Below are 3,932 nucleotides of genomic sequence, written 5' to 3' on the forward strand. Positions count from 1 at the left end.
CAGCTGCGCGGGAATGGCGGCGAGCCGCGGCGTCCCTCGGACGCGGGCGTGTGGTTCGTGTGCCGATGCAGAAGGGTATGGGCCGTCGTCAGAAGGGTGCGGGGCCCTGTTCGGGGTCGGGTGGAGGTGGGTCGTGGGGGAGGAAGCGGACGGCGGGGGAGTAGGGGAGGGGTTCGTCGGTGTAGGTGCGGCCGGTGGGGCTGGTCCATTCGAGGACTCCCCCGGGGAGTTGTTTCACGGTCCAGCGGGTGAACTGCTTCTGCGTGTGGTGGCGTTGGCAGAGGTGGGCGAGGTTGGTGATGGTGGTTTCGCCGCCGAGGGCGTGGTCGTGGGTGTGGTCGACCTCGGCGCGGGTGGCGGGGACGGTGCAGCCGGGGAAGCGGCAGTGTCGGTCGCGGGCGCGGAGGTGGCGGTCGATGGCGGTGGTGCGGTGGTAGGTGTCGGTGTGCAGCACGGCCCCGGTGATGGGGTGGGTGATGACGCGGTCCCAGGGGAGGGTCGTGGTGTCGGCGAGGGTGCGGGCGGTGTCGGCGTCGAGGGGGCCGTGGCCGACGAGTTCGGCGGGGTCGAGGTTCTCGCCTTCGGGGGTGAGCAGGGTCAGGGCCGGGACGATGACCTGGATGCGGGCGCGGATGGTGCCGAGGGTGCCGGGGCCGTCGTCGGTGCGGGTGGGGTCGGCTTCGGGGGCGGCGGCGAGCAGCAGGTCGGTGAGGATGTCGGCGCGGAGCTGTGCGGTGGTGCGCTCATCGGTCGCTACGACGGTGGCGGTGCTCTCTTCGCGGGTCGTTGTGTCGGTTGATGCGGCCGGTCCTCCGGCGCTGAGGCGTGCGGCCTCGCGTGTGTCGGGAAGCGCGAACATTCCCCCGGTGCGGGCGTCGACGATCACACGGCTTTGTTGGGTGAGGCGGTCGTAGATGCCGACGGCGAGGACGGTGGGGAGGGTGGCGATCAGGTCGGACATGTCGTCTTGCCCGGTGACGATGCGCACGCAGCGGGTGTCGCGGCCGCGGTGGTGGCGTTCGGTGATGGTGGTGGGGTGGAGGCGTTCGGCGAGCATCGCCAGGCGGGAGCGCAACCGGCCGGGACTGAGGCCGTCGGCGGTGGCCACGGCGAGCAGGTCGAACTCGGCGCGGGCGTCGACGGAGAGGGGGGAGCCGACGTCGATGATGACCTGCACGTGGGTGCGGGTGATCGCGCCCGCCTCCCATGCGGCGAGGGAGTGCGGGTAGTCGTCGACGAGGGTCATCGCCCGCCCGATCTGAGTTTGCATGGTGCGATCGGACAGGTTCTCGGCGGCGGCGAGTTCGGACGCGACCTCCCGTAACGCCAGTTCGGCGGCGCGGGCGGTGGCGCGTTGGTCGGCCATCACGTCGAGGGCGAGGTGCCCGGCTTCTGCCAGGGCGCGGGTGCGGGCGACCTCGGCGGCGGCGAGGGCAGCGCCGGTGCGCAGGACGTCGTCGAGGACGACGGTAAGGGGTCGCGCCGGGCGGGATGGGGTTGGCGGGGGAGGGTCTGGCGGGGGTGTCGGGACGCTACCGGTGTGCATGTGTGCATGCTAGCGACGACCTCCGACATCGGACCGGGCCCGCGGGGGCGTTCGGGGACAGATGGGCGATCTGCGGCGGTGGGGAGGAGGGGCGAGGCAGCCCGCAACCGCTCGCGTCGCGCGGATCTCACCGGATCGGGGGTGGGCGGTTCGGATCGCGGGTTCCTGCAGCGTCGCCGGACTCGACCACTTTGCGTGACGTGGAACCCGAGGGCTCAGGCGAGCTCAGCAACCCCGGCGCCGGTGGGAGCAGTCGTTCCGACCGTCAGGGCGACCCAGCGGCATCGTCTCGATGTGCTCTCCGGCGTCGTCGTACGAGACGAAATCGACGGATGAGACGATCTCGCGATGGTGCGGCGTCGCCTCTGGACCGGATGCCCGCAGGGCCCGATCCCACGCTGGCTCCTCGAGTGCATTCGCGTAGGCGAGCGACAGATGGAACACCCAGTCATCGAGCGGAAGCTTGCCGGCTCGGAACAAGTCCGTGGTGACTCACCCAGCCCACCCCGACCACAGCACCGTGCAACGGGACGGCTCGCGCGTCAGCGCTCGCCCAGCGCCGCCCGCACCAGCGCGACCGCGTCATCCGGGTCGATCCCCAGACGTCGGACGGTGTCGGCGTACGTCCGAGCCGCCTGCGCCGCGCGCGACGAGGCCACGTCACCCCCGCGAACGATCGTTCCGGCGCGGCCGCGGGTCTCGACGTACCCGGCCTCCTCGAGCTCCCGGTACGCGCGGGCGACGGTGTTCGCAGCGAGGTTCAGATCGCCGGCCAGCGCCCGCACGGGCGGCAGTCGCGTGCCCGCGACGAGCGACCCGTCGTCGATGGCGGCGATGACCTGCGCCCGCACCTGCTCGTACGGCGGCGCGGGAGACGTGGCATTCAGGGAGAAGTCCATGAGTCAGTCGTTCAGCCCGAACAGGTCGAGCGGATGCGTCAGGCGCCACCACGGACTCGGCGGCTCGATCTCGCCGGCGAGCCGCACGTCCACCGTGTCGGCGTCGACCGGACCGGTCGCGGTGAAGGTGCCGACCGTCGCGCCGGGGTCGGTGGCCTCCCCCAGGTCGAAGGTGGCCGAGGTTTGCGCTGCGCCGCCGTTCCACAGCACCACGGTCGCGTCGGAGGCGGTGACGAGGTCGATGTCGTCGCTCCATCGCGTCTCGACCTTTCCGACGACGGTGCCCGCGGTGACCGAGGGGCTCGGCTGCAGCTCCTGTTCGATGCGCGCGAACAGGTCGCGGGTCGCCTGGTTGCGGGTGTCGGGTCCGGGCTGGCCGAGCACCGCGGCGTAGGCGCGGATGGTGGCGTCGCCGACGGTGATGTCTTTGGCGGTGAGCAGGTTCCACGCGTCGAGCGTGCCGGTCTTCACGCCCACCACACCCGGATCGGCGAGCAGGGCGTTGCCGTTCGAGAACGTGCCGGCGCCGGGGAGCGTCAGCTCGGGCGTCCGCACGATCTCGGCGATCACGGGGTTGGCGAGAGCCCGTTCGGCCAGCGCGATCAGGGCGGCCGGGGTGGCGGTGTTGCCCTCCTCGATACCGGTGGGGTTCACGATCGTGATGCCCTCGATCCCCCGCTCGGCGAGGTACTGATTCGCGGCGGCCGAGAACTCGGCATCCGTGCCGAAGAGATCGGATGCCAGACGCTGGGCGTAGTTGTTCGCGGAAGCGATCAGCATGCCCTGGAGCATCTGCAGCTCGGACAGGCTGCCGTCGATGGGGACGTCGAGGGAGGACTCCCCGCGGGCGCGGTACTGCCAGTAGTCGGCACTGTCGGCCTGCGTGAACGCGTACGACGGTCCCTGCTCGCCGGGCGCGAGGGGCAGGCGGTCGAGCACCACGAGGGCCGTGACGACCTTGGTGATGCTCGCGATCGACTCGGGCGCCGTGGCCCCCGTCGACAGCGTCTCGGCAACGCCGTCGATCGCGATGGCGGCCTCGCCCTCGGCCGGCCACGCGGGATCCGCGACGGGGGCGGCGGCGGGTTGCACACCGACGGCGCGGGTCGTGGGCGCGACGGCGTTCAGCGGCCACAGCAGGGTCGCCGCGGCGTACAGCCCGAGGATGAGCAGGATCAGCACCGGCGGGATGACGGTCGCCGGGCGAAGACGACGGCGGCGACGGCCCGCCAGCAGGTCGACGGGCCGAGAATCGGCACCCGATACGACGAACGCGGGTGCGGGCCGCGTATCGGCGGCGTCGTCGGGGTCGAGCCAGTTCAGGGCGCCGATCAAGACGGGGGCTCCGGATGCCGCGGTCGCCTGCGCTCCGGAGGCGGGTGCCGGCGCCGGGTCCACGGGAGCACCGGATGCCACGGGTGCCGTGCCGGCCGAGTCGACGGGAGCGCCGGGTGCCACGGGTGCCGTGCCGGCCGAGTCGACGGGAG

3 protein-coding genes are annotated in these 3,932 nt (G+C 72.3%); all 3 read right to left on the bottom strand.

All coding sequences use genetic code 11. From position 1 onward, the window contains the following. Positions 1-88 precede the first annotated feature (88 nt). Positions 89-1,546: a DUF222 domain-containing protein gene (locus tag RWP81_RS15065; protein ID WP_314457453.1), complete on the bottom strand. Its 1,458-nt coding sequence runs from the start codon at positions 1,544-1,546 to the stop codon at positions 89-91. A gap of 542 nt (positions 1,547-2,088) precedes the next feature. After that, the gene (locus RWP81_RS15070) at positions 2,089-2,445 is read right to left on the bottom strand and encodes a GntR family transcriptional regulator (RefSeq protein WP_314457455.1); all 357 of its coding nucleotides are present in this window, start codon (positions 2,443-2,445) and stop codon (positions 2,089-2,091) included. 3 nt (positions 2,446-2,448) lie between these two features. Then, positions 2,449-3,932 (bottom strand): D-alanyl-D-alanine carboxypeptidase (locus tag RWP81_RS15075; RefSeq protein ID WP_314457457.1); only part of this gene is annotated, 1,484 nt, incomplete at its 5' end.

It is taken from the genome of uncultured Microbacterium sp. (assembly GCF_963521695.1).
GTDB lineage: Bacteria > Actinomycetota > Actinomycetes > Actinomycetales > Microbacteriaceae > Microbacterium.